Here is a 23,315-nt window from a genome sequence, read left to right as displayed (position 1 = left end):
TCCACCTTCCTAGAATGACCGGATGATTTCCCGCGAACCCACCCTGGCCCGCATCGCCACCGCTCAGCAACTGCTGCTCGATCCCTTCGGCCTCACGCCCGCGCACCTGCAGCGCGCGCTGGCCGAGATCCAGGCGCACAAGGTCGACGATGCCGACCTGTACTTCCAGTACACGCGCAGCGAGGGCTGGAGCCTGGAGGAGGGCATCGTCAAGACGGGCTCCTTCAGCATCGACCAGGGTGTGGGCGTGCGCGCGGTCAGCGGCGAGAAGACCGCCTTCGCCTATTCCGACGACATTTCCGAGGCCTCGCTGCTGGACGCCGCGCGCACCGTGCGCGCGATCTCCTCGGCCGCGCAGAGCAGGCGTGCCAAGGTGCCGGCGCAGAAGATCGCGGGCAGCCGTTCGCTGTACGACGGTCTGGACCCCATCGCCACGCTGGACAGCACGGCCAAGGTCAAGCTGCTCGAACAGGTGGAGCAACGCGCCCGGGCCAAGGACCCGCGCGTGGTGCAGGTCATGGCTGGCCTGGCGAGCGAGTACGACGTGGTGCTGGTGGCGCGCGCCGACGGCACGCTGGCGGCCGACGTGCGGCCGCTCGTGCGCCTGTCGGTCACCGTGATCGCCGAGGCCCAGGTGGCCGGCCAGACGCGCCGCGAGGTCGGCTCCAGCGGCGGCGGCGGCCGCTTCGGCCTGGCCTACTTCGATTCCGCGCGCATCGACGAGTACGTGAACCAGGCCGTCCAGGCCGCGCTGACCAACCTGGACGCGCGCCCCGCGCCGGCCGGCGAGATGACCGTGGTGCTGGGGGCGGGCTGGCCCGGCATCCTGCTGCACGAGGCCATCGGCCACGGGCTGGAAGGGGACTTCAACCGCAAGGGATCGAGCGCATTCAGCGGCCGCATCGGCCAGCGCGTGGCCGCCAAGGGCGTGACCGTGCTGGACGACGGCACCATCGCCGACCGCCGCGGCTCGCTCAACGTGGACGACGAGGGCAACGCCAGCCAGCGCAACGTGCTGATCGAGGACGGCATCTTGAAGGGCTACATCCAGGACGCCATGAACGCGCGGCTCATGAAGGTCCGGCCCACGGGCAACGGCCGGCGCGAGAGCTATGCCCACATCCCGATGCCGCGCATGACCAACACCTACATGCTGGGCGGCGACAAGGACCCGGCCGAGATCATCGCCAGCATCAAGAAGGGCTTGTACGCGAGCAACTTCGGCGGCGGCCAGGTCGACATCACCTCGGGCAAGTTCGTGTTCTCTGCGAGCGAGGCCTTCTGGGTCGAAAACGGCAAGATCCAGTACCCGGTCAAGGGCGCGACGCTGGTCGGCAACGGCCCGGATGCGCTGACCCGCGTGTCCATGATCGGCAACGACATGAAGCTCGACTCGGGCGTGGGCACCTGCGGCAAGGAAGGCCAGAGCGTGCCGGTCGGCGTGGGCCAGCCCACGCTGCGCATCGACGGCCTCACGGTCGGCGGCACGGCCTGACCCGTTGGGATGTGCTAGAGTCGCGCCCGATGTCTGCCTCCCGCGCTTTTTACTTTGCCTACTTTTGGTTCCCGGAATCCGGCGGACGAGAGGCGCGCGCGTAAACAGCAGCTAGCAAAGAACCTCCAAAAACCGCCGGTACCGCAAGGACCGGCGGTTTTTTTTGGCCCCATCGATTTCAACCAACGGAAGAGACCATGAGCACGCAACAGATCCCCGACGCCTGGTACGCGAACGTCGAGAAAACCAGCCAGACCGACGACGAACGCATCAAGGACATCAACGTGCTCCCGCCTCCCGAACATCTGATCCGCTTCTTCCCGATCCGCGGCACGCCGGTCGAGGCGCTGATCAGCCGCACCCGGGCCCGCATCCACGACATCATGGCCGGCAAGGACGACCGCCTGCTGGTCGTCATCGGCCCCTGTTCGATCCACGATCCGGCCGCCGCGCTGGAGTACGCGCGCCGCTTGAAGCCGCTGCGCGACAAGTACGCGGACGATTTGGAGATCGTCATGCGGGTCTACTTCGAGAAGCCGCGCACCACCGTGGGCTGGAAGGGTTTGATCAACGATCCCTACCTGGACGAGAGCTACCGCATCGACGAAGGCCTGCGCATCGCACGCCAGCTCTTGACCGATATCAACCGCCTGGGCCTGCCGGCCGGCAGTGAATTTCTGGATGTGATCTCGCCGCAGTACATCGGCGACCTGATCGCCTGGGGTGCGATCGGCGCGCGGACGACCGAAAGCCAGGTGCACCGCGAACTGGCCTCCGGCCTGTCGGCGCCGATCGGCTTCAAGAACGGCACGGACGGCAACATCCGCATCGCCACCGATGCCATCCAGGCGGCTGCGCGCGGCCACCACTTCCTGTCGGTGCACAAGAACGGCCAGGTCGCCATCGTGCAGACCAACGGCAACAAGGATTGCCATGTGATCCTGCGCGGCGGCAAGGCGCCCAACTACGACGCCGCCAGCGTGGCCGCTGCCTGCAAGGAACTGGCCGCCGCCGGCATGCAGCCGAGCCTCATGGTGGACTGCAGCCATGCCAACAGCAGCAAGCAGCACGAGAAGCAGGCCGAGGTGGCCGGCGACATCGCGGCCCAGATCGCGGGCGGATCGCGCCAGGTCTTCGGCGTCATGGTGGAGAGCCACCTCGTGGCCGGTGCGCAGAAGTTCACGCCGGGCAAGGACAGCGTGCAGGCGCTGGCCTACGGCAAGAGCATCACCGATGCCTGCCTGGGCTGGGAGCCTTCGGTCGACGTGCTGGACACCTTGGCACGGGCCGTGGCCAAGCGCCGTGCAGCCGGCTGAAGTCGGGTTTGCGTCGATTGCGGCGGTGCGGCTCCGCGGCGATGCTGGGCGCTTTGCAGGGAGCGAGCATGCGCAGTGAAGTGTCCGTGCGGCTGGCCGGTGGCCAGGAATTGCGTTTCGACCTCGAAGACGCGACGCCCATGCTGCAGGAGCAGGCGCGCAGCTGGCTGGACACGCAGTTCGTGCAGCTGGAATGCGAGCCGCTGCGCGCCACCGGCAAGGTGTTGCTGGCCGACAAGCTGATCGCCATCGCGCGCGCAGCGGGCCCCGAGCTGCTGGCCGATCCGCAGTGGTTTTCCAGCTTCGCGCGTGCGGCGAGCGCGGCGCTGGCCAAGCCCGTCGTGCGGCTGGATCTCGATCAGCTGAGCGTCAGCTACTGAGTGAAGCGCGCCTTCAGTGCGTCGAGCAGGCGGGTGTGCACGCCGCCGAAGCCACCGTTGCTCATGCACAGCAGATGGTCGCCCGGTTGCACGGCGGCCAGCACCTGGACGAGCAGTTGGTCGATGCTGTCGGCCACCTGCAGGCGCTCGCCCATGGCCGCCAGGGCCTCGCGCGGGTTCCAGCCCAGCCCCGCGGCGTGGCAAAAGGCCAGGTCGGCCGATTCCAGGCTCCAGGGCAGCTTGGCACTCATGCTGCCCAGCTTCATGGTGTTGCTGCGGGGCTCGAAGATGGCCAGGATGCGGCCGCCGGCGGGGCCGATCTGCGCGCGCAGGCCGTCCACCGTGGTCCGGATGGCCGTGGGGTGGTGGGCGAAGTCGTCGTAGACGCGCACCGTGCCGCCGGCGGCCGCGACCTCGCCGCGCAGTTCCATGCGGCGGCGCACGTTCTCGAAACGCTGCAGGGCCTCGGCCGCTACGGCCGGCGCCACGCCCAGGTGCTCGGCCGCGGCGATCGCCGCCAGCGCGTTCATGCGGTTGTGCAGGCCCGAGAGCGACCAGTGCACCTGGGCGACGGGCCGGCCCTGGTCCAGCACGCTGAACTGTTCGGCCGTGCCTTCGGCCGTGAAGCGCCCGCCTGCACCGAAGCCCACGGTCTCGCTCCAGCAGCCCTGGGCCAGCACGCGCGCGAGGCTGCTCTCCTCGGCGTTGACGACCACGCGGCCCCGGCCCGGCACGGTGCGCACGAGGTGGTGGAACTGGCGCTCGATGGCGGCCAGGTCGTCGAAGATGTCGGCGTGGTCGAACTCCAGGTTGTTCAGCACGGCGGTGCGCGGCCGGTAGTGCACGAACTTGCTGCGCTTGTCGAAGAAGGCCGTGTCGTACTCGTCGGCCTCGATCACGAAGCAGCCACCGGGCGCGCCGAGGCGGGCCGAGATGCCGAAATTCAATGGCACGCCGCCGACCAGGAAGCCGGGGTTCAGGCGCGCGCAGTCGAGGATCCAGGCCAGCATGGAGGTGGTGGTGGTCTTGCCGTGTGTGCCGGCGACGGCCAGCACATGCCGGCCTTGCAGCAACTGCTCGGCCAGCCACTGCGGGCCGCTGGTGTAGGCCGCGCCCGCGTCCAGGATGGCCTCCATGAGCGGAAACTTGGGCGTGCCGTCGGGCAGGCGTGCGCGGGACACCACGTTGCCGACCACGAAGACGTCGGGCTTCAGCGCCATCTGGTCCGCGCCGAAGCCTTCGATCAGCTCGATGCCGAGCGCACGGAGCTGGTCGCTCATGGGGGGGTAGACGCCGGCATCGCAGCCGGTCACGCGGTGGCCGGCGCTGCGCGCCAGCGCCGCCAGGCCGCCCATGAAGGTGCCGCAGATGCCCAGGATATGGATGTGCATCGCGGGATTCTAGGAGTGGCGCAGGGGCTGTTCGGACGGGGCGCACAATCCGCCCATGGACAACGCAAGTGCAGAGATCGCGGCTGTCGCAGCGCGCATGGTGGTCGACGACGGGCTGGAGTGGGGCGCCGCGAAGCGCCGCGCCGTCCAGCAGCTGGGCCTGGGGCCGCGCGCGCGGCTGCCGGGCAACGACGAGCTGGAGGACGCGGTGCGCGAGCACATCGCCATCTTCTGCGCCGATACACAGCCCCGGGAGCTCGCGGCGCTGCGCCGGCTGGCTCTGACCTGGATGGAGCGGTTGGAGATTTTTCGCCCGCACCTGGCTGGCGCCGTGTGGTACGGCACGGCCACGCGCCGCTCCGACATCTACCTGCAGCTGTTCTGCGACGACCCCAAGTCGGCCGAAATCCTGCTGATCGACCGCGGCGTGCGCTACGAGCCCAGCACCGTGCCCGGCTTCCGGGGCGACCCGGTCGATGCCCTGAGCCTGCACAGCTCCTGCGCCGAACTCGGCGAGACCATCGGCGTTCACCTGCTGGTGCACGACCTGGGCGACCTGCGCGGTGCCTTGAAGCCCGATGCGCGAGGCCGCACGCCACGCGGCAGCCTCGAGGCCGTGCGCAAGCTCGTGGTCGAGGAGGCTGCGGCATGACGGACCAGACCTTCTCTGCGGCCCGGCGTGGCGTGCTGCTGGCCGCGGGCGCCTGTGCCCTGGTGGCCGGCGCCGGCGCGGCGTGGTGGTCGCGCCGCTTCGGTGCCGCGGTTCCGCCCGAAAGCGCCGGCCTGTGGTCTCTGCAGAGCGAGCGTCCGGACGGTGGCAAGCTGCCCATGGCCGACTTCCGGGGGCGAGCGCTGCTGGTCAATTTCTGGGCCCCCTGGTGCCCGCCGTGCGTCGAGGAGCTGCCCATGATCGACGCCTTCTTCCGTCAACATGGCCCCAACGGCTGGCAAGTCGTCGGCCTCGCCGTCGATAAACCGGCAGCGGTACAGAAATTCCTGGACAAGACGCCCGTCGGTTTCCCGGTCGGCATCCTGGGCCTGGCGGGCCTATCGGTGGTCAAGGAACTCGGCAACCAAGCCGGCGGCCTGCCCTTCACTTTGGTGCTGGACGCGGCCGGACATGTGGTCGAACGTAAAATAGGGCAAATCACCCCCCAAGATTTGCAACGGTGGGCAGCGCAAATCCGCGCTTCCTAAGTCCGTCGCTGCAATTCACTTCGTCGTTGATCGGCGAAGAACGTCTAAATTGCCTGCAATAGGCGAAAGTTTGCTGGATTTGAGTTAGATTCCAGCGTTTTCGTCTGGGCGACAGGAGCCTTCATGGATTTACGCAAACTCAAGACCTTGATCGACCTGGTCTCGGACTCCAACGTCTCCGAGCTGGAAATCACCGAAGCCGAGGGCAAGGTCCGCATCGTCAAGGGCGTCCCCCCGGGCCCCGTGGCCTACGTGGCCGCACCCGTACAAGCCGCCCAGCCTGCGGCCGAGGCCGCCACCGCACCCGCGGCTGCAGCCGCTCCTGCGCCCGCGCCCGCAGCGCCGGCCATCAAGGGCCATGTGGCCAAATCGCCCATGGTTGGCACCTTCTACCGTTCGCCCAGCCCCGGCGCCAAGGCCTTCGTCGAGGTCGGCAGCACGGTGAAGGAAGGCGACACGGTCTGCATCATCGAGGCCATGAAGATCCTCAACGAGATCGAGGCCGACAAGGCCGGCACGATCACGCAGATCCTGTGCGAGAACGGCCAGGCCGTCGAGTACGGCCAGCCGCTGTTCGTCATCGAATAAGCCGCCTCATGTTCAAGAAGATCCTGGTCGCGAACCGGGGAGAGATTGCTCTCCGGATCCAGCGCGCCTGCCGCGAACTCGGCATCAAGGCCGTGATGGTCTATTCCGAAGCCGACCGCGACGCCAAGTACGTGCGCCTGGCCGACGAGGCGGTCTGCATCGGTCCTGCGCCCTCGGCCCAGAGCTACCTCAACATGCCGGCCATCATCTCGGCCGCCGAGGTCACCGATGCCGAAGCCATCCACCCCGGCTACGGCTTCCTGAGCGAGAACGCCGATTTCGCCGAGCGCGTCGAGAAGAGCGGCTTCCAGTTCATCGGCCCGACGCCCGAGAACATCCGCATGATGGGTGACAAGGTCTCGGCCAAGCAGGCCATGATCAAGGCCGGCGTGCCCTGCGTGCCGGGCTCGGACGGCGAACTGCCCGACGATCCGGTGCAGATGCGCCGCATCGCCAAGACCATCGGCTACCCGGTCATCATCAAGGCCGCCGGCGGCGGTGGCGGGCGCGGCATGCGCGTGGTGCACACCGAGGCGGCGCTGGTCAATGCGGTGCAGATGACCAAGGCCGAGGCCGGCGTGGCCTTCGGCAACCCGGCCGTCTACATGGAGAAGTTCCTGCAGAACCCGCGGCACGTGGAGATCCAGGTGCTGGCGGACAAGCACAAGAACGCCGTGTACCTCGGCGAGCGCGACTGCTCGATGCAGCGGCGCCATCAGAAGGTCATCGAGGAAGCGCCCGCCCCCGGCATCCCGCGCAAGCTGATCGAACGCATCGGCGAACGCTGCGTGACGGCCTGCAAGCGCATCGGCTACCGCGGCGCCGGCACCTTCGAGTTCCTGTACGAGAACGGCGAGTTCTATTTCATCGAGATGAACACGCGCGTGCAGGTCGAGCATCCGGTGACGGAACTCATCACGGGCGTGGACGTGGTGCGCACGCAGATCATGGTGGCCTTCGGCGAGAAGCTGCCGTTCACGCAGCGCCAGATCGAGATCCGCGGCCACGCCATCGAGTGCCGCGTGAACGCCGAAGACCCGTACAAGTTCACCCCGTCCCCGGGCCGCATCACGACCTGGCACCCGCCGGGCGGGCCTGGCGTGCGCGTGGACTCGCATGCCTACGCCAACTACTTCGTGCCGCCCAACTACGACTCCATGATCGGCAAGATCATCGTGCACGGCGACACGCGCGAGCAGGCCATGGCACGCATGCGCACGGCGCTGGCCGAGACCGTCATCGAGGGCATCAACACCAACATCCCGCTGCACCGCGAGCTGATGGTGGACGCCAAGTTCATGGCGGGCGGCACCAACATCCACTACCTGGAAGAGTGGCTGGCGCAGCACAAGCGGTGAGCGCGATGTTCGAACTGCGCCTGCTGTGCCCGGAGGACCGGGTCGAGACCCTGAGCGATGCGCTGGAGGCGCTGGACGCGCTGTCCGTCAGCGTCGAGGACGCCGACGGCGACACCGCGGCCGAGCAGGCCCTGTTCGGCGAGCCGGGCATGCCGCCGCCGGCCGAGGGCTGGCAGCGCTCGCGCCTGGTGGCCTTGTTCGCCACCGAGGCGCTGGCCGACGAGGCCGCTCTGCTGCTGCAGGCGCAGGACTTCTTCGCCGGTTGCACGCTGCAGGGCGTGAGCGCCGTCCCGGACGAGGACTGGGTGCGGCTCACGCAATCGCAGTTCGCGCCGGTCGAGATCACGCCGGCCTTCTGGATCGTTCCGACCTGGCACGAGCCGCCGGCCGCGGCGCAGCGCGTGCTGCGGCTGGACCCGGGCCTGGCCTTCGGCACGGGCACGCACCCGACCACGCGCATGTGCCTGCGCTGGATCGCCGGCCGCGGCACTGGCGGCGACTGGGGCCGCGTGCTGGACTACGGCTGCGGCTCCGGCATCCTGGCCATCGCGGCCGCCAAGCATGGCGCCACCGAGGTCGATGCCGTCGACATCGACGAGGCGGCCGTGCAGGCCACCGGAGACAACGCCCGCGCCAATGGCGTGCAGCTGCGCGCCGGCCTGCCCGATGCGGCCAGCGGCGCCTACCAGGTGGTGCTGGCCAACATCCTGGCCACGCCGCTCAAGATGCTGGCACCCCTGCTCAGCGCCCATGTGGCGCCGGGCGGTGCCCTGGTGCTGGCCGGCATCCTCGCGCGCCAGGCCGACGAGCTCAAGGCCGCCTATGCACCCTACCTGGCGCTGCAGGTTTCCGACGAGGAAGACGGCTGGATCCTGATGACAGCCACGCGCGGCGCACCGGGCTGAGCGCGTCCATGGCCCAGTTGATCACGCGCTGCCCTGCATGCGGAACCCGCTTCAGGGTCGTGCCAGATCAGCTGCGCATCTCCGAAGGCTGGGTGCGTTGCGGCCACTGCGCCGAGGTCTTCGACGCCGCCCGGCACCTGGGTGCTCCGGACGAGGCCGCCCCGGCGGCGCTGGCGGCGGCCGAGCCCGTGCCCGAGCCGGCGCCACAGCCTGCCGAAGCCGAGGACCTGGTGGCGGACGCGCGCCAGGCGCAGCCGCCCGTCGCCGACGACGATGTGCCGCCCTGGCTGCCCCATGCGCCCGCCGAGATCCCGGTGACCGATTCCGTCGCATCGCTGGAGCAGGACCTGGCCGACTACGTGCAGGCGCAAGCCGCCGTGCCGGCCGTGGAGCCGGCCTCCGGCCTGCCCGGGACCACCGTGGTGCCGGAGCTGCAACGCGTCAGCGCCGAGCCGGGACCGGCCCCTGCGCCGGCCGAGCCGCCCGGCCGCCTCGTGGTGTCGCTGGCCGCCGGTTCGGCACCACCGCCGCTGCGCAGCGCCCAGGCCGACCACGCCTTGCCCTTGCCGCTGCGCGCGGCCGCCGAAGACGCGCCGCGGCCCGCACCGCTGCCGCCGCGCGTGGTGGCAGCGCCGCCCGTGGTGCGGCCTGTGCCGCCGGATCCTGCGCATGCCGAACTCTCGTTCCTGCGCGATGCCGCGCCCGTGCCGCCGGTGGCGCTGCCCGCCACCACGCAGCGCACACGCCTGCTCTGGTCCCTGGCTGCGGGCCTGGCCGCGGTGCTGCTGCTGTGGCAATGGGCCGTGCACGAGCGCGACCGCCTGGCCGCCACGGCACCTGGTCTGCGGCCGCTGCTGGGCGTGTTGTGCGCACCGCTGTCCTGCCGTGTCGAGCCGCTGCGCCGCATCGACGCCATCGTCATCGACGGCTCGGCCTTCCAGGCCCTGGGCGATGGCAGCTTCCGGCTCAGCCTGACACTGCGCAACCGGGCCGCACATGCGGTGGCGCTGCCGGCCATCGCGCTGACGCTGACCGACATCGCCGAGCAGCCCGTGCTGCGCCGCGTGCTGATGCCGCAAGAGCTCGGCAGTCCCCCCGCGGCGCTGGATGCGCACGGCGAGTGGACGGCCAGTGCCGACCTGCAGATCGCCGACAATGCGGGCCGCGCGCGCGTCGTGGGCTACCGGCTCGACCCCTTCTATCCCTGACCTTCCACCTCCCAGGAGTTTTCATGGCCAGCATCATCTGCGGCTCGCTCGCGTTCGACACCATCATGCGGTTTGAGGGCAAGTTCTCCGACCAGATCCTGCCCGACCAGATCCACAACCTGAACGTGTCCTTCCTGGTGCCGTCCCTGCGCCGCGACTTCGGCGGCTGTGCCGGCAACATCGCCTACGCGCTCCAGCAATTGGGCGGCGAGCCGCTGCCCATGGCCACGTTGGGCACCGATGGCGCCGATTACCTGCAGCACCTGAAGGACCATGGCATCGCCACCGACTACGTGCGCGTGGTGGAGGGCAGCTACACGGCCCAGGCCATGATCATGACGGACCAGGCCAACAACCAGATCACGGCCTTCCACCCGGGCGCCATGATGCAGGCCCACCAGACCCGCATCGCGGCGCGCAGCGATGTCAAGCTGGGCATCGTCTCGCCCGACGGGCGCGACGCCATGCTGCAGCATGCCGAGCAGTTCGCGGCTGCCGGCATTCCCTTCCTCTTCGACCCGGGCCAGGGCCTGCCGATGTTCGACGGTGCCGCGCTGCGCCACTTCGTCTCGCTGGCCAGCTGGGTCACGGTCAACGACTACGAGGGCAAGATGCTCAGCGAGCGCACCGGCCTTGGCTTCGCCGAGCTGTCGCGCCAGGTGCAAGGCCTGGTCGTCACGCTGGGTGGCGAGGGCAGCGAGGTCTGGATCGAGGGCGAGCGCCAGCTGGTCGCGCCGGTGCAGGCCGCCGAACTGGTCGATCCCACGGGCTGCGGCGACGCCTACCGCGGCGCGCTGCTGTACGGGCTGGAGCGTGGCTGGCCGCTGGCGCGTTGCGCGGAGCTGGGCAACCGCATCGGTGCCCTCAAGATCGCCCACCGCGGGCCGCAGAACTACCGCGTGGACCGCGCGGCCTGGGGACTGTGAGCCCCTCTTGAAATGAAAAAGCCCGGGGCCTTGCGGCTCCGGGCTGGGATGCGTCTTGCGACGCACGGCTCAGGGCTTGCTGGCCGTCGGGAAGGGCCAGGCGGCCTGCGGGTTCAGCGTGGTCTGCGTGGACGCGGCGGCAGGGGCAGCGGCAGCAGGCGCAGGGGCCGCTTTCTTCGCAGGTTTCTTGGCAGCGGCCTTCTTGGCAGGGGCGGCCTTGGCGGTCGCCTTCTTGGCCGGAGCGGCCTTCTTGGCAGCAGCCTTCTTGGCCGGAGCGGCGGCCTTCTTGGCGGGCGCAGCCTTCTTGGCGGGCGCAGCCTTCTTGGCCGGAGCGGCCTTCTTGGCCGGAGCGGCCTTCTTGGCGGGTGCAGCCTTCTTGGCCGGAGCGGCCTTCTTGGCGGGTGCAGCCTTCTTGGCCGGAGCGGCCTTCTTGGCGGGCGCAGCCTTCTTGGCCGGAGCGGCCTTCTTCGCCGGTGCAGCGGCCTTCTTCGCCGGAGCAGCCTTCTTGGCCGGAGCGGCCTTCTTCGCCGGAGCGGCGGCCTTCTTTGCCGGGGCGGCCTTCTTCGCGGCCGGTTTCTTCGCAGTTGCCATGGTGTTCTCCTTGATCGGATTACAAAGAGCACTTGCGGCGCGTTGGTACGCCACAAGCGATGCATGGCGTTGGGGCCAAAAGCCCCAGCGCCATGGATTCAGGACACGTGCACGCCCGCACTCTGTCGGTGCGGTTCGGAGGGCGTGACGTGCGGTGGAACATGGTGTTGTAGTGTGTGGTCCTCAGTCCCAGGACAGCGCGCCGCCGGACTGGTACTCGATGACGCGCGTCTCGAAGAAGTTGCGTTCCTTCTTGAGATCGATCATCTCGCTCATCCAGGGGAACGGGTTCTCCTCGTTCGGGAACAGCGGCTCCAGGCCGATCTGCGTGGCGCGCCGGTTGGCGATGTAGCGCAGGTAGCCCTTGAACATCGAAGCGTTCATGCCCAGCACGCCGCGCGGCATGGTGTCCTCGGCATAGCGGTACTCGAGCGCAACGGCCTTCTCGAACAGCGCCTTGATCTCGGCCTTGAACTCGGGCGTCCACAGGTGCGGGTTCTCGAGCTTGAGCTGGTTGATCAGGTCGATGCCGAAGTTGCAGTGCATGGACTCGTCGCGCAGGATGTACTGGTACTGCTCGGCCGCACCCGTCATCTTGTTCTGCCGGCCCAGCGCCAGGATCTGCGTGAAGCCGACGTAGAAGAACAGGCCTTCCATGAGGCAGGCGAAGACGATCAGGCTCTTGAGCAGGCGCTGGTCGTTCTCGGGCGTGCCGGTCTTGAAGTCCGGGTCCATGATCGCCTCGATGAAGGGGATCAGGAACTCGTCCTTGTCGCGGATCGACTGCACCTCGTTGTAGGCGTTGAAGATCTCGGACTCGTCCAGGCCCAGCGACTCGACGATGTACTGGTAGGCGTGCGTGTGGATGGCCTCTTCGAAGGCCTGGCGCAGCAGGAACTGGCGGCACTCGGGCGCCGTGATGTGGCGGTAGGTGCCCAGCACGATGTTGTTGGCGGCCAGCGAGTCGGCCGTCACGAAGAAGCCGAGGTTGCGCTTGACGATGCGGCGCTCGTCTTCCGTCAGGCCGTTCGGGTCCTTCCAGAGCGCGATGTCGCGGTTCATGTTCACTTCCTGCGGCATCCAGTGGTTGGCGCAGGTGGCGAGGTACTTTTCCCAGGCCCACTTGTACTTGAACGGCACCAGCTGGTTGACGTCGGTCTGGCCGTTGATGATGCGCTTGTCGGCCGCGTTCACGCGGCGTGCGCTCGCACCTTCGGCAGCCCGCGGTGCAGCCACCGGCGGCAGTGCCACATCGGGCAGGCGCGATGCGGCGGGTGCGTTGAAGCTGTGGGCTTGGACCGCGGCCGTTGCGGCGGCGGGAAGGGGATTCACGGAATTGGGAGAGACCGCTGCCTCGCGGTGTCCCGTGGACCCGCTGTGTTGCGTCGATGGCGAGGAGGGCTTGACTTCGTCGTCCCAGGTAAGCATAGATTTTCCAGTGCCGAGATTATGAAAGCGGTGCCCTGAAAAGCAAAGGCTTCACCCAGGCACCGCGCATGTTTGTTGCTCCCGTGCATCGCAAAAACCGCGCTGCGCATGCGATGCGACGGGACTGCGCTTCAGCGCTTCATCGCGGCCGTGTCTGCAGGCTCATTGGCAGGCTTCGCAGGTGGGGTCGTCCACACCGCAGAACTTCACATCGGTCGCGGCCGATGCGGCCAGCGGCGCGTTCATCTGCGCTTCCATCTGGGCACGTGCCTTGGCTGCTGCGGCATCGAGCGCGCTCATGCTTGGCGCGGCATTCGCACCCGACGACACCGCATTCAGACGGCCCGGTGCCACGGTCGATTTCTCGGCGTGCGTGGCGCTGCGCGTGCGCAGGTAGTAGGTGGTCTTGAGGCCGCGCGTCCAGGCCAGCTTGTAGGTGTCGTCCAGCTTCTTGCCCGAGGCACCGGCCATGTAGATGTTCAGCGACTGGGCCTGGTCGATCCACTTCTGGCGGCGTGCCGCGGCCTCGACCAGCCACTGCGGCGCGACCTCGAAGGCCGTGGCGTACAGGGCCTTGATGTCCTGCGGCACGCGGTCGATGGGCTCGAGCGAACCGTCGAAGTGCTTGAGGTCCATGACCATCACGTCGTCCCACAGGTTCAGGCGCTTGAGGTCGGCCACCAGGTAGTGGTTGATGACCGTGAACTCGCCCGACAGGTTGGACTTCACCGACAGGTTGCCGAAGCAGGGTTCGATCGAGGCGTCGACGCCGATGATGTTGGAGATGGTCGCGGTCGGCGCGATGGCCACGCAGTTGGAGTTGCGCATGCCGTCCTGCTTGATCTTGGCGCGCAGGCCGTCCCAGTCCAGCGTGGACGAGCGGTCCACCTCGACGTAGCCGCCGCGGGCCTGCTCGAGCAGGTTCAGCGAGTCCATCGGCAAGATGCCCTTGTCCCACAGCGAGCCCTTGAAGCTGCTGTACTTGCCGCGCTCGGCCGCCAGTTCGGTGGAGGCCCAGTAGGCGTAGTAGCACACGGCTTCCATCGAGTTGTCGGCGAACTGCACGGCAGCTTCGCTGGCGTAGGGGATGCGCAGTTCGTACAGCGCGTCCTGGAAGCCCATCACGCCCAGGCCCACGGGGCGGTGGCGCAGATTGGAGTCGCGCGCCTTCTTGACGGCGTAGTAGTTGATGTCGATCACGTTGTCGAGCATGCGCATCGCGGTCGAGATCGTCTTCTTGAGCTTTTCGTGGTCGACGGCGCCGTTCTTCAGGTGCTGCAGCAAGTTCACCGAGCCCAGGTTGCAGACGGCGGTTTCGGTGTCGCTGGTGTTCAGCGTGATCTCGGTGCACAGGTTGGACGAGTGCACCACGCCCACGTGCTGCTGCGGCGAGCGCACGTTGCAGGCGTCCTTGAACGTGATCCAGGGGTGGCCGGTCTCGAACAGCATCGAGAGCATCTTGCGCCACAGGTCGGTCGCCGGGACCGTCTTGCTGGGCTTGATCTCGCCGCGCGCGGCCTTCTCTTCATAGGCCACGTAGGCGCGCTCGAACTCGGCGCCGAACAGGTCGTGCAGGTCGGGCACGGAGGAGGGCGAGAACAGCGTCCAGTTGCCCTTTTCCATCACGCGGCGCATGAACAGATCCGGAATCCAGTTGGCCGTGTTCATGTCGTGCGTGCGGCGGCGGTCGTCGCCGGTGTTCTTGCGCAGCTCCAGGAACTCCTCGATGTCCAGGTGCCAGCTCTCCAGGTAGGTGCAGACCGCGCCCTTGCGCTTGCCGCCCTGGTTCACGGCCACGGCCGTGTCGTTGACCACCTTGAGGAAGGGCACCACGCCCTGCGATTCGCCGTTCGTGCCCTTGATGTGGCTGCCCAGCGCACGCACGCGCGTCCAGTCGTTGCCCAGACCGCCCGCGAACTTGGACAGCAGCGCGTTCTCCTTGATCGACTCATAGATGCCGTCCAGGTCGTCGGGCACGGTGGTCAGGTAGCAGGAGGACAGCTGCGAGCGCAGCGTGCCGCTGTTGAACAGCGTGGGCGTGGAGGACATGAAGTCGAACGAGGACAGCACCTCGTAGAACTCGATGGCGCGGGCTTCACGGTCGATCTCGTTCAGCGCCAGGCCCATGGCCACGCGCATGAAGAAGGCCTGCGGCAACTCGATGCGGGTCTTGCGCACGTGCAGGAAGTAGCGGTCGTACAGGGTCTGCAGGCCCAGGTAGTCGAACTTCTCGTCGCGCTCGGCCTTCAGTGCCGAACCCAGACGGGCCAGGTCGTACTGGAGCAGCTTCTCGTCCAGCAGCTCGTTCTCCACGCCCTTCTTGATGTAGAGCGGGAAGTAGTCGGCGTAGCGCGTGGCCATCTGGGCGCGCGGCACTTCCTCGCCCAGCACTTCCTTGAGGATGGTGTGCAGCAGCAACCGGGCCGTGGCGTAGGTGTAGTCCGGGTCCTTCTCGATCAGCGTGCGGGCGGCCAGGATGGCGGCCTTGTAGACCTCTTCGATCGGCACGCCGTCGTACAGGTTGCGCATGGTCTCGGCCACGATGGGCTCGGGCTTGACGTCCGCGCCCAGACCGGCGCAGGCATCGGCGATCAGCTGCTGCAGGTCCGCCAGGTTCAGCGCCACGCGCTCGCCGCCGTCCAGCACATGCAGCGTGGGCGCAGCGGCCGCTTGCTCCTGCTCGCCCTGGCGGTGGCGTTCCTGCGAACGGCGCTCGCGGTACAGCACGTAGGCGCGGGCGATCTCGTGGTGGCCGCCGCGCATGAGGCCCAGCTCGACCTGGTCCTGCACGTCCTCGATGTGGAAGGTGCCGCCGCCCGGACGCGAGCGCATCAGCGCGCGCGTGACCGTCTGCGTGAGGCCGTCCACCGTCTCGCGCACGCTGGCCGAGGCCGCACCCTGGGTGCCGTGCACGGCCAGGAAGGCCTTCATCATGGCCACGGCGATCTTGTTCGGCTCGAACGGCACGACGGCGCCGTTGCGGCGAATGATCTGGTAGTGCGCCAGCGCGTTCGGCGCCGTGCTGTCGGCCGTGGCGGCGCGTGCGGTGGCGGCCGTGGGAGACAGTTGCGAGGCGGATGGGAGGTGAGCTGCAGTTTGCATGGCTTCCTTGTGGTGCTGGGTACGGGATCGAAATCTGGCGGTGCGATGTCACCGCGGACGGGGCCGGGCGCGCCCGGAACGGGTCTTGCGCAGGGCCCCATATCTAGGGTCCGGCGGCATTCTAGCCACTACAGGTAGCGTGTTGCGCAGCTTTTTGTGTGTTGCTTTTCGACACCCGCCGCAACGCCAGCAGCGGTGCGCCATGGTCGCGCAAAGATGAGGTTTCATGCGGGATCGCGCCGCATTCCGCCCCGCAGGCGGCATGGTTGCTGGGCCTGTCTTCAGGTGGGGGCGGATCCGCGCACCGCAAGCGGGAACCAGTCGGCTGGCCAGCCCGTGCCCTGGCGCAGCGCGGCCCAGTCGAAACCCGGGCCGGGGTCCTGCTTGCGGCCGGGCGCCACATGCTCGTGGCCGGCCACATGGGCGATCGGATAGCGTTGGGCCAGCGCGGTGCACAGGCTGGTCAGCGTGTCGTACTGGGCCGGCTCGAAATGCTCGCCCTCCAGGCCTTCGAGTTCGATGCCGATGGAGTCGTCGTTGCACTCGTCGCGGCCGCGCCAGTGCGAGCGTCCGGCGTGCCAGGCGCGTGCGTCCGCGTCGACGAACTGCCAGAGTTCGCCGCCGCGGCGGATCAGGAAGTGCGCCGAGACCTGCAGGCCGCGGATCTGCGCGAAGTAGGGATGGGCGTCCCAGTCCAGCCGGTTGTCGAACAGGGCCAGGATCTCGTCGCCGCCGTACTGCCCAGGCGGCAGGCTGATGGAGTGCAGCACCACGAGGTCGATGTACGCACCGGCCGGCCGCGGGCCGAAGTTGGGCGAGGGCTGGTGCCGCGCGAAGCGGTACCAGCCGTCCTGCCACAGCGCGTCACTCGTCATGCGGTTCGTTGTCCTGCGGTGTGGCGATGGCGAGCCGCGCGATGCGGTAGCGGATCTGCCGCAGCGACAGGCCCAGCCGCGCCGCCGCCGCCGTGCGGTTGAAGCCCGTCTCGTGCAGCACGCGCACGAGGATGGCGCGCTCCTGCCGGTCCAGGTAGGCCTGCAGGTCGCTGGGCGTGGCCTCTTCGGGCGGCGGCAGCGGCGCCAGGGCCTGGTTGCCGCTGTCGGAGAAATCGGCGCTGAGCTCGTCGCCCTCGCTCATGGCCACGGCGCGGTGCAGCAGGTTCTCGAGCTCGCGCACGTTGCCGGCCAGCGGATGCAGCTGCAGCTCGGCCAGCAGCGCGCTGGACGGCGGCGGCACCGGCATGCCGGATTCGTGCGCGATGCGGCCCAGCAGCGCCGTGCACAGCGCCGGCAGGTCGTCGCGCCGCTCGCGCAGCGGCGGCACCACGATCTCGATCACGTTGAGGCGGTAGTACAGGTCCTGGCGGAAGCGACCGGCCTTGACCTCGGCCGCCAGATCCTTGTGGGTGGCGCTCACGATGCGCACGTCGACCGCATCCTCCTGGGTGGAGCCCAGCGGACGCACGCTGCGCTCCTGGATCGCGCGCAGCAGCTTGGACTGCATGGCCAGCGGCAGGTCGCCGATCTCGTCCAGGAACAGCGTGCCGCCGCGCGCGGCCTGGAAGTAGCCCAGCCGGTCGGCCAGCGCGCCCGTGTACGAACCCTTCTTGGCGCCGAAGAACTCGGCCTCCAGCAGGTTCTCGGGGATGGCGCCGCAGTTCACGGCCACGAGCGGCGCGGCGGCCCGGTGGCTGGCCGCGTGCAGGGCCTGGGCCACGAGCTCCTTGCCGGTGCCCGATTCGCCGCGCACCAGCACCGGCGCCATGCTGCGCGCCACCTTGAGGATGCGCTGCTTGACCTGGCGCATGGGCTCGGATTCGCCGACCAGCCGGTCCAGCGCCGGTGCCGCATGGACCGCGCCCTCGGGCTGGCTGCTGCGTGCCACCGGGCGCGGCGGCGCGGCATCGTGCTCCTGCAGCGCCGACGCGACCACCGCGCGGAACTGCTTGAGGTCCACGGGCTTGGTCAGGTAGTCGAAGGCGCCGGCCTTCAGTGCCTCCACGGCGTTCTCGGCCGAGCCGTAGGCCGTGATCACGATGCAGCGCTCGGGGCGCTGCTGCGCGCGCAGATCCTGCAGCAGCGCGAGGCCCAGACCGTCGGGCAGCCGCATGTCGGTGATGACGGCGCGAAAGCGCTGGCGCTGCAGCGCCGCCTGCGCCTCGGCCAGGGTGCCGGCCGTCTCCACGCGGTGGCCCTCGCGCAGCAGCGTAAGTTCGTACAGCGTGCGCAGGTCAGGCTCGTCGTCCACCACCAGGACGCTGGCGGGCGGGTGTGCGGAAGAGGCGGGCTGGTGCGGCGGCATGGCTCAATGGGCGGCGGTGGTGCGGTCTGCAGGTTTCGGGGGACGGAACTGCACGGAGAACTCGTTGCCCTGGACGCTGGCGCCATCGAGCTGCCGCGCGCTGCGCTGGTAGCCGATGCTGGCGCGGTGGCGCTCGCAGAGTTCGCGGCAAATGTACAGCCCCAGCCCGCTGGAGCGGCTCTCCGAGGAGAAGAAGGGCTCGAACAGGTGGCGCTCGACCGACTCCTCCAGCGGTGCGCCGTCGCTCCAGACCTGCAGGCTGGACTGGCGCTCGGCCGACAACCGTGTCGTCACCTGGATCGCGGCCGGCCGCTCGCTGGCGTAGCGCAGCGCGTTGTCCAGCAGGTTGACCAGCACGCGGCGCAGGTGCTCGCTGTCGAAATCCACCGGCAAGCCCTCGGTGGCCAGGTCCAGCTGCACGCGGCGGCGTTGCGGCGCGCGCCGGACCCAGTCGGCACAGATGTCCTGTACGTTGGCATCGAGCAGCAGGCTGGGCGGCGCCGTGCGGCCGGCCTCGGGCACGCGGGCCACGTCCAGCACCTCGTCGACGATCTTGGACAGGCGCTGGGCGTTGTGCCGGATCATCTGCGTGAGCTGACGCTGGCCGGGGGCCTGCAGCTCCTCCTCCAGCAGGGCATTGGCCTGGGCGATGGCGGCCAGCGGGTTGCGGATCTCGTGCGCGACGGCGGCGGACATGCGTCCCATGGCCGCCATCTTCTCGGTGCGCGTGCGCGCCTCCGCCTCGCGCAGGTCGTGCAGGAAGATCACGCACAGCCGTTCGTGGGCGCGGCCCGGCGCCTCGGTCATGCGCGTGCGCACGCGCAGGCGCCGGGCACCGCGGCTGGCGCTGCGCAGCGTCAGGTCGGCCGCCTGCGGCGCGGCCTGGTCGAACGTGGCGCGCGCCAGCTCGAGCAGCGGCGTCCAGCTGGGTTGCGCGTCCAGCGCCGGCGGCTGCGCGGCGTCCAGGCCCAGCAGCGTGCGCGCCGCGGGGTTGGCGCTGCGCAGGCGGGTCTGCGCGTCCACCACCACGACCCCGTCCGTCAGCGTCTCCATCACGAGCTGGTTCACCTGGGCTTGCAGCCGCGCGGCGTGCAGCCCCGCGAGCGCGAGCTGCTCCTCGCGCACGAGCCGGGCCGCCAGCTGGTTGGCCAGGAAGGCCAGCAGCAGGTAGCCCAGGCCGGCCAGGCCGGCCTGCAGGTAGCGGCCCGTGCTTTCGGCCTGGCCGTGCGCGGATGTCCACCAGGTTTCCAGCAACAGCAGCAAGGTGATGGCCAGCGCCATGCCGATGGCCATGGGTCGCGTGCCCAGCACCGCCGTCAGCAGCACGGGAACGCCCAGCAGGGGCGTGTAGCTGACGGTGCCGGACTGGAACAGCTGCAGCAGCGCGATGACCAGCACGTCCATGCCCACCGTCAGCAGCCAGGTCGGCTCCAGCGCGTGGCGCGGCAGGCGGGGCCGCGCGAGCAGCCGCGTGGCCAGTGCGCTGGCCAGGTAGAGCGCGCACATGGCCAGCACCCAGACCGGCACGGTGCCCGTCAACGCGTACTGCGTGGCCTGCAGCAGCAGCAGGGCCAGCGCGATCGTGGCGCGTGCGGTCATGAAACCGTACCAGGCGCGTGTCATGGCCAGGTCGCCCACGGGCGCCTGGATGGTGGCGCGCGGATCGAAATCGGACGGTGGCCAGGCGTCGTCGAGGGCGGTCACGCCGTCTTCGCCTTCACAGTTTCTCAGCCCTCGATCTGGCGCCGGTGCTCTTTGCTGCAGTACACGCCGCGCGGGCTGCGCTCGGCGTCGGCCAGCGGCAGGTGCAGGCCGCAGGCGGCGCAGCGCGCCATCTCGGCGGGCTGGTTCGCGCGGCTGCGCGGTTTGGCCGGTGGTGGCGGTGGCCGGCGCGAGCGCCACAGCCAGATGCCGAAGGCCACCACCGCGAGGACGATCAGGAACTTCATGCGGCTCCCCGGCCGATCAAGACTTCGAGCACGAAACGCGAGCCCACATAGGCCAGCAGCAGCAGCGCTGCGCCCGCATAGAGCACGCGCACGGCGGTGCGGCCGCGCCAGCCGAAGCGCGCCCGGCCGATCAGCAGCACCGCGAAGCTGACCCACGACAGCAGCGAGAACACCGTCTTGTGGTCCCAGCGCCAGCGGCCGGCGCCCGCACCGTAGAGCGATTCGCCGAACAGCCAGCCGGCCGCCAGCGTGGCCGTCAGCAGCACGAAGCCGGCCTGCACGAAGCGGAAGGTCAACCGCTCCAGCGTCAGCAGCGGCACGCCGCTGAACGAGGGGCCGGCGTCGCGCATGGCACGCTCGCTGCGGCGCATCAGCCAGGCGTGCAGCACGGCGGCGGCGAACAGGCCGTAGCAGGCGATGCCCAAGGCCCAGTGCAGCGGCAGCCAGGGCGAGGCGTTCTCGTGCAGCGGCGTGCCCGGGAACACCAGGGCCATGAGCACGGCCACGGCGCCGAAACCGGCCAGCGCCCAGTGCGCGCGCAGCTGCGGGAACACATGGCTTTCCACGGCGTACACCGTGAGCACCAGCCAGGCCGTGACCGACAGCGCCGGCGCGAAACCGAAGCGCGGCGTGGCCGTGAACCACAGGCCCCAGCACAGCAGCAGCGCGTGCAGCACCCAGGCCGGCAGCAGGGCGTGGCGGCTGCGCTCGGGCTGCAGGCGAGAGGCGACCGCCGCGGGCACCGCATAGGCCGCGGCGGCGGCGGCCGACAGCAACACGGTGGCCATGGAGGCGCTCGCTAAAATCATGCGCTCAGTTTACCGGCACGCCTTCTGGGCGCCGGCCGCTTCCCCCGTCTCGCAACCGCGCTCCTTGCGCAGGAGCAAAGGACCTCCATGGCGTCCGCCCTCACCGAAAAACTCTCGCGTCTGGTCAAGGAGATCCGCGGCCAGGCCCGCATCACCGAAGCCAACGTCACCGACATGCTGCGCGAGGTGCGCATGGCGCTGCTGGAGGCCGACGTGGCCCTGCCCGTGGTGCGCGACTTCATCGCGCGCGTCAAGGGGAAGGCGCTGGGCCAGGAGGTGCTGGGCTCGCTGTCGCCGGGCCAGGCCCTGGTCGGCATCGTCAACCGCGAACTGGCCGCCACCATGGGCCAGGGCCAGCCGGGTGCCGAGCTCAACCTGGCGGCCCAGCCGCCCGCCGTGGTGCTGATGGCCGGCCTGCAGGGCACCGGCAAGACCACCACCACGGCCAAGCTGGCCAAGCTCTTGACCGAGCGGCGCAAGAAGAAGGTGCTGACGGTCTCGGCCGACGTCTACCGCCCGGCTGCCATCGAGCAGCTCAAGACGGTGACCAAGCAGGCCGGTGCCGAGTGGTTCCCGAGCACGGGCGAGCAAAAGCCCGTGGACATCGCGCGCGCCGCGCTGGACCACGCCCGCCGCCACTACTTCGACGTGCTGCTGGTCGACACGGCCGGCCGCCTGGCCGTCGACGAGGCGCTGATGCAGGAGATCCGCGAGCTGCACGCGGCGCTGAACCCGGTGGAGACGCTGTTCGTCGTTGACGCCATGCAGGGCCAGGATGCGATGAACGTGGCCAAGGCCTTCGGCGAGGCGCTGCCGCTCACCGGCATCGTGCTGACCAAGACCGACGGCGACTCGCGCGGCGGTGCCGCGCTGTCGGCCCGCCATGTCACGGGTGTGCCGATCAAGTTCGCCGGCACCAGCGAGAAGATCGACGGCCTGGAGGTGTTCGACGCCGAGCGCCATGCCGGCCGCGTGCTGGGCATGGGCGACATCGTGGCCCTGGTCGAGCAGGTGACGGCCAACGTGGACATGGCGGCCGCGCAGAAGCTGGCGGCCAAGGTCAAGGGCGGCGAGGGCTTCGACCTCAACGACTTCCTGGCCCAGATCCAGCAGATGAACCAGATGGGCGGCCTGTCCAGCCTGATGGACAAGCTGCCCACGCAGATGGCGGCCAAGGCCGGCCAGGTCGACATGGACCGCGCCGAGAAGGAGATCCGCCGCAAGCAGGGCATCATCCACAGCATGACGCCGGCCGAGCGCAAGAAGCCCGATCTGATCAAGGCCACGCGCAAGCGCCGCATCGCCGCCGGGGCCGGCGTTCAAGTGCAGGAAGTCAACCGTCTGCTCAACGAGTTCGGCCAGATGCAGGAGATGATGAAGAAGATGAAGGGCGGCGGCCTCATGAAGATGATGAAGCGCATGGGCGGCATGAAGGGCCTCATGGGCGGCGGGGGCGGCATGCCCAAGCTGCCGTTCTGAACGGCTCCCCGGCCCGACAAGCCCGCGATGCGCCAGCGCCGCGGGCTTTTTTCATGGCGTTCTAGACCTTGCGCCGGGCGCGCCAGCCCAGTGCCGCCAGGCCGGCCAGCACCAGCGCCATGCCCGAGGGCTCGGGCACCTCGCCCGCCAGCGTGTAGTTGGCCAACGTGGCGAGCTGCTCCGCAGTCAGGCCTTCCAGGCGCGGCGCGTCCAGCAGGGCGAGACCGGTGGACTGGGCCAGGGCCACATCTTCAAAGGTCGGGCCGTTCTCGTCGCTGGCCAGGAAGGCGAAGTTCAGCAGGCTCAGGACCTCGCCGGGCGCGATGCTGACCGAGAAGCTCACGTTGTAGCGGTCCGGGCTGATCGACGCGATGCCCAGGCCGTTGTTGCCCGAGACCAGCGCCAGCACGGGGTCGCTGCCGCAGTGGCCGGTCCAGTCGTCCTCGCAGCTGACGATCAGGCCGTTCTGGTGGGTGTGGACCAGTTCGTCGCCGTCCGAACCCAGGTTGCCGAAGAAGTTCAGCGTGGTAGTGATGACCTGGCTGGAGGTGTTGGCGAAGCTGTCGAAGAAGCGGAACACGTTGCCGCTCAGCAGCTCGACCTGGCGCGTCTGCGTGAGGCCGGCGGTGCCGCTGTTGTAGAAGCCGAAGGCGTCGAAGGCGCCGTTGCCGCCGTCGACGACCCAGCCCAGGGCGGCGTTGCTCGGCGAGCTGCTGCCACCCGGGCCGGTGTAGCTGCTGCCGTAACCGCTGCCGTTGAAGATGCCGGGGGTGGCCTGCAGGGGCGCGGCGTGCGCGGCGGTGCCGAGCAGCAACGCAGCGGCTGCGGCCATGACGATGCGAGAGAACATGGTGAAAAACTCCGAAGAACGAATGAGAGCAGGGCAGCCGCC

Annotated in this window: 21 protein-coding genes; 11 read left to right on the top strand and 10 right to left on the bottom strand. The window is 69.2% G+C overall.

Annotated elements, in window-relative coordinates:
- The first annotated feature begins 22 nt into the window (after positions 1-22).
- From tldD to IE209_RS06960, 3 genes are all read left to right on the top strand, one after another.
- Entirely contained in the window at positions 23-1,495 is a 1,473-nt protein-coding gene (gene tldD, locus IE209_RS06970; protein WP_189686232.1) for a metalloprotease TldD, read from the top strand.
- A 197-nt stretch (positions 1,496-1,692) separates the two neighbouring features.
- Positions 1,693-2,811 carry a 3-deoxy-7-phosphoheptulonate synthase gene (locus IE209_RS06965; protein ID WP_189686231.1) on the top strand — a complete coding sequence of 373 codons (1,119 nt, stop codon included), beginning with the start codon at positions 1,693-1,695 and terminating at the stop codon, positions 2,809-2,811.
- Positions 2,812-2,879: 68 nt separating this feature from the next.
- A complete protein-coding gene (locus IE209_RS06960; protein ID WP_189686230.1) occupies positions 2,880-3,191 on the top strand; it encodes a hypothetical protein in 312 nt (103 codons plus the stop codon).
- On the opposite strand, the gene mpl is transcribed toward IE209_RS06960, so the two are convergent.
- Positions 3,185-4,582: a UDP-N-acetylmuramate:L-alanyl-gamma-D-glutamyl-meso-diaminopimelate ligase gene (mpl, locus tag IE209_RS06955; protein ID WP_189686229.1), complete on the bottom strand. Its 1,398-nt coding sequence runs from the start codon at positions 4,580-4,582 to the stop codon at positions 3,185-3,187. The two genes, IE209_RS06960 and mpl, sit on opposite strands and share 7 nt — an antisense overlap.
- Before the next feature lie 55 nt (positions 4,583-4,637).
- Here mpl and IE209_RS06950 point away from each other — a divergent pair, with 55 nt between their 5' ends.
- From IE209_RS06950 to IE209_RS06920, 7 genes are all read left to right on the top strand, one after another.
- Positions 4,638-5,234, top strand: coding sequence for a hypothetical protein (locus IE209_RS06950; RefSeq protein WP_189686228.1), 597 nt, complete (start codon positions 4,638-4,640; stop codon positions 5,232-5,234).
- Entirely contained in the window at positions 5,231-5,779 is a 549-nt protein-coding gene (locus IE209_RS06945) for a TlpA family protein disulfide reductase (RefSeq protein WP_189686227.1), read from the top strand. The genes IE209_RS06950 and IE209_RS06945 overlap by 4 nt, the downstream gene beginning before the upstream one ends.
- A gap of 123 nt (positions 5,780-5,902) precedes the next feature.
- A complete protein-coding gene (accB, locus tag IE209_RS06940; RefSeq protein ID WP_189686226.1) occupies positions 5,903-6,367 on the top strand; it encodes an acetyl-CoA carboxylase biotin carboxyl carrier protein in 465 nt (154 codons plus the stop codon).
- Between the two features lie 8 nt (positions 6,368-6,375).
- Positions 6,376-7,725, top strand: a complete 1,350-nt coding sequence (accC, locus tag IE209_RS06935; protein WP_189686225.1) for an acetyl-CoA carboxylase biotin carboxylase subunit — start codon at positions 6,376-6,378, stop codon at positions 7,723-7,725.
- Between the two features lie 5 nt (positions 7,726-7,730).
- On the top strand, positions 7,731-8,630 hold the full coding sequence (prmA, locus tag IE209_RS06930) for a 50S ribosomal protein L11 methyltransferase (RefSeq protein ID WP_189686224.1): 900 nt from the start codon (positions 7,731-7,733) through the stop codon (positions 8,628-8,630).
- Positions 8,631-8,689: 59 nt separating this feature from the next.
- The gene (locus IE209_RS06925; RefSeq protein WP_229882718.1) at positions 8,690-9,838 is read left to right on the top strand and encodes a zinc-ribbon and DUF3426 domain-containing protein; all 1,149 of its coding nucleotides are present in this window, start codon (positions 8,690-8,692) and stop codon (positions 9,836-9,838) included.
- Positions 9,839-9,861: 23 nt separating this feature from the next.
- Positions 9,862-10,764, top strand: coding sequence for a carbohydrate kinase family protein (locus IE209_RS06920; protein ID WP_189686222.1), 903 nt, complete (start codon positions 9,862-9,864; stop codon positions 10,762-10,764).
- 69 nt (positions 10,765-10,833) lie between these two features.
- Here IE209_RS06920 and IE209_RS06915 read toward each other — a convergent pair whose 3' ends face one another.
- From IE209_RS06915 to IE209_RS06880, 8 genes are all read right to left on the bottom strand, one after another.
- Positions 10,834-11,355, bottom strand: a complete 522-nt coding sequence (locus tag IE209_RS06915; RefSeq protein WP_189686417.1) for a histone — start codon at positions 11,353-11,355, stop codon at positions 10,834-10,836.
- 183 nt (positions 11,356-11,538) lie between these two features.
- Entirely contained in the window at positions 11,539-12,783 is a 1,245-nt protein-coding gene (locus IE209_RS06910) for a ribonucleotide-diphosphate reductase subunit beta (RefSeq protein ID WP_189686221.1), read from the bottom strand.
- Positions 12,784-12,945: 162 nt separating this feature from the next.
- The gene (locus IE209_RS06905; RefSeq protein ID WP_189686220.1) at positions 12,946-15,885 is read right to left on the bottom strand and encodes a ribonucleoside-diphosphate reductase subunit alpha; all 2,940 of its coding nucleotides are present in this window, start codon (positions 15,883-15,885) and stop codon (positions 12,946-12,948) included.
- Between the two features lie 281 nt (positions 15,886-16,166).
- Positions 16,167-16,760: a 1,6-anhydro-N-acetylmuramyl-L-alanine amidase AmpD gene (ampD, locus tag IE209_RS06900; protein ID WP_189686219.1), complete on the bottom strand. Its 594-nt coding sequence runs from the start codon at positions 16,758-16,760 to the stop codon at positions 16,167-16,169.
- Entirely contained in the window at positions 16,750-18,186 is a 1,437-nt protein-coding gene (locus IE209_RS06895) for a sigma-54-dependent transcriptional regulator (protein WP_189686218.1), read from the bottom strand. Before IE209_RS06895 ends, ampD begins: the two co-directional genes overlap by 11 nt.
- A gap of 3 nt (positions 18,187-18,189) precedes the next feature.
- A complete protein-coding gene (locus IE209_RS06890; protein WP_229882717.1) occupies positions 18,190-19,890 on the bottom strand; it encodes a sensor histidine kinase in 1,701 nt (566 codons plus the stop codon).
- A 23-nt stretch (positions 19,891-19,913) separates the two neighbouring features.
- Positions 19,914-20,135, bottom strand: a complete 222-nt coding sequence (locus IE209_RS06885) for a PP0621 family protein (protein WP_189686217.1) — start codon at positions 20,133-20,135, stop codon at positions 19,914-19,916.
- Entirely contained in the window at positions 20,132-20,944 is an 813-nt protein-coding gene (locus tag IE209_RS06880) for a cytochrome C assembly family protein (RefSeq protein ID WP_189686216.1), read from the bottom strand. The genes IE209_RS06885 and IE209_RS06880 overlap by 4 nt, the downstream gene beginning before the upstream one ends.
- A gap of 87 nt (positions 20,945-21,031) precedes the next feature.
- Between IE209_RS06880 and ffh the strand changes: the two genes are divergently transcribed.
- Positions 21,032-22,423: a signal recognition particle protein gene (gene ffh / locus IE209_RS06875; RefSeq protein WP_189686215.1), complete on the top strand. Its 1,392-nt coding sequence runs from the start codon at positions 21,032-21,034 to the stop codon at positions 22,421-22,423.
- Between the two features lie 61 nt (positions 22,424-22,484).
- On the opposite strand, the gene IE209_RS06870 is transcribed toward ffh, so the two are convergent.
- On the bottom strand, positions 22,485-23,273 hold the full coding sequence (locus IE209_RS06870) for a PEP-CTERM sorting domain-containing protein (RefSeq protein WP_189686214.1): 789 nt from the start codon (positions 23,271-23,273) through the stop codon (positions 22,485-22,487).
- Positions 23,274-23,315 lie beyond the last annotated feature (42 nt).

Origin of the sequence: Pseudorhodoferax aquiterrae, from assembly GCF_014652235.1 — a bacterium.
Taxonomy (GTDB): domain Bacteria; phylum Pseudomonadota; class Gammaproteobacteria; order Burkholderiales; family Burkholderiaceae_C; genus Pseudorhodoferax; species Pseudorhodoferax aquiterrae.
This window is presented reverse-complemented; position numbering and strand designations above follow the sequence as displayed.

Bases quoted from the DNA above. Each gene is read 5' to 3' on its own strand.
- accC (WP_189686225.1), top strand. From the start codon at position 6,376: ATGTTCAAGAAGATCCTGGTCGCGAACCGGGGAGAGATTGCTCTCCGG.
- IE209_RS06960 (WP_189686230.1), top strand. From the start codon at position 2,880: ATGCGCAGTGAAGTGTCCGTGCGGCTGGCCGGTGGCCAGGAATTGCGT.
- IE209_RS06885 (WP_189686217.1), bottom strand. From the start codon at position 20,135: ATGAAGTTCCTGATCGTCCTCGCGGTGGTGGCCTTCGGCATCTGGCTG.
- IE209_RS06895 (WP_189686218.1), bottom strand. From the start codon at position 18,186: ATGCCGCCGCACCAGCCCGCCTCTTCCGCACACCCGCCCGCCAGCGTC.
- IE209_RS06915 (WP_189686417.1), bottom strand. From the start codon at position 11,355: ATGGCAACTGCGAAGAAACCGGCCGCGAAGAAGGCCGCCCCGGCAAAG.
- IE209_RS06880 (WP_189686216.1), bottom strand. From the start codon at position 20,944: ATGATTTTAGCGAGCGCCTCCATGGCCACCGTGTTGCTGTCGGCCGCC.
- IE209_RS06905 (WP_189686220.1), bottom strand. From the start codon at position 15,885: ATGCAAACTGCAGCTCACCTCCCATCCGCCTCGCAACTGTCTCCCACG.
- tldD (WP_189686232.1), top strand. From the start codon at position 23: ATGATTTCCCGCGAACCCACCCTGGCCCGCATCGCCACCGCTCAGCAA.
- IE209_RS06870 (WP_189686214.1), bottom strand. From the start codon at position 23,273: ATGTTCTCTCGCATCGTCATGGCCGCAGCCGCTGCGTTGCTGCTCGGC.
- IE209_RS06920 (WP_189686222.1), top strand. From the start codon at position 9,862: ATGGCCAGCATCATCTGCGGCTCGCTCGCGTTCGACACCATCATGCGG.
- IE209_RS06910 (WP_189686221.1), bottom strand. From the start codon at position 12,783: ATGCTTACCTGGGACGACGAAGTCAAGCCCTCCTCGCCATCGACGCAA.
- IE209_RS06950 (WP_189686228.1), top strand. From the start codon at position 4,638: ATGGACAACGCAAGTGCAGAGATCGCGGCTGTCGCAGCGCGCATGGTG.
- IE209_RS06945 (WP_189686227.1), top strand. From the start codon at position 5,231: ATGACGGACCAGACCTTCTCTGCGGCCCGGCGTGGCGTGCTGCTGGCC.
- mpl (WP_189686229.1), bottom strand. From the start codon at position 4,582: ATGCACATCCATATCCTGGGCATCTGCGGCACCTTCATGGGCGGCCTG.
- prmA (WP_189686224.1), top strand. From the start codon at position 7,731: ATGTTCGAACTGCGCCTGCTGTGCCCGGAGGACCGGGTCGAGACCCTG.
- accB (WP_189686226.1), top strand. From the start codon at position 5,903: ATGGATTTACGCAAACTCAAGACCTTGATCGACCTGGTCTCGGACTCC.
- ampD (WP_189686219.1), bottom strand. From the start codon at position 16,760: ATGACGAGTGACGCGCTGTGGCAGGACGGCTGGTACCGCTTCGCGCGG.
- ffh (WP_189686215.1), top strand. From the start codon at position 21,032: ATGGCGTCCGCCCTCACCGAAAAACTCTCGCGTCTGGTCAAGGAGATC.
- IE209_RS06965 (WP_189686231.1), top strand. From the start codon at position 1,693: ATGAGCACGCAACAGATCCCCGACGCCTGGTACGCGAACGTCGAGAAA.